General features: G+C 78.1%; 2 protein-coding genes. Both read left to right on the forward strand.

Features of this window, described 5'->3' with window-relative positions:
• Positions 1-595 (forward strand): hypothetical protein (locus PAI11_RS27100; protein ID WP_040599871.1); only part of this gene is annotated, 595 nt, incomplete at its 5' end.
• Positions 592-1159, forward strand: a 568-nt coding sequence (locus PAI11_RS10875) for an MlaD family protein (RefSeq protein WP_138974237.1), incomplete at its 3' end; no start/stop codon positions are given. The genes PAI11_RS27100 and PAI11_RS10875, both read left to right, overlap by 4 nt.

The raw sequence follows: 1159 nt of genomic DNA on the forward strand, positions 1-1159 counted from the left end.
GGTCCTGCGCGGCCTCGACGCCGGCGGCGCGCTGACGACGATCGCCCCGGCCGCCCGGCGGGTGCTCGACGCGCTCCCGACCGACGACCTGCGGGCCGCGATCGACGCGTTGCCGGCGACCGAGCGCCGCGCGGCCCAGGTGCTGCCGCCGGCGACGGCGCTGCTGGACGACGTCGGCGGCCTGGCCGACGGGCTGCGACCGGTGACGGCCGCCACCCGCCGGGCGCTGCCGTCGCTCGTCTCCGCCCTCGGTCGCGACGACGGGATCGGCGCCTTCACGGCGATCGGCCGCCAGGCCACCCCGGTCCTCTCCCAGGCCGGGCCGGTACTCGGCGAGGCCCGCGATCCCGCGGCCCTGATCGCGCCGCTGGCCGGGCCGCTTGGCCCGCTCTCGCGCTACCTGGCGCCCTACCACGACGACATCGTCGACGCCGTCGTCGGCTTCAACCGCTGGGGGAACTTCGGCTTCCCCGACGGACGCGCGTCCGGGGCCCGCGCCGTCCGCTTCTCGATGGTGCTGACCTGCCACGTCGGTCGCAACCCCTATCCGCGGCCCGGCGAGGCCTCGACGAAGGACCGCAGGTCGTGCCGATGAGGATCCGCGGAGCGCTCGTCGTGGTCGTCGTCCTGGCCGCGGTGCTGATCGCGTGGCAGCGGCCCGACCCGTTCTCGCCCGAGCGGACGGTGCGGGTCGCGCTGGCCGACGCCACGACCCTGCGACCCGGCAGCGAGGTCCGCATCGCCGGCACCCGCGCCGGCCAGGTCGATCGGATCCGGCGGGCCGGAGATCACGCCGAGGCGACGCTGCGGATCGCCGAGGACGCCGGCCCGATCCGCCGCGACGCCCGCGTCGAGGTCTGGCCGCGGCTGGTCTTCGAGGGCAACGCCTACGTCGAGCTGCGGCCGGGCTCGGCCGACCAGCCGGCGCTCGGCGACCGGACGATCCCGATCGCGCGGACGACCGCCTACGTCCCGGTCGATCGGGTGCTGCGGCTGGCCGACGCGCCGACGCGGGCGGCGATCAGGGGCGCCGCACAGGGCCTGGCCGACGCGTCGGACCGCACCACCACCGGCGCGGTGCGGCGGACGATCGCGCGCCTGCCGCGGGTGCTCGGCCGAGCCCGCCGGGTCGCCGACGCCGTCCGCGGACCGGCCGCAG

This window comes from Patulibacter medicamentivorans (assembly GCF_000240225.1).
Taxonomy (GTDB): Bacteria; Actinomycetota; Thermoleophilia; order Solirubrobacterales; family Solirubrobacteraceae; genus Patulibacter; species Patulibacter medicamentivorans.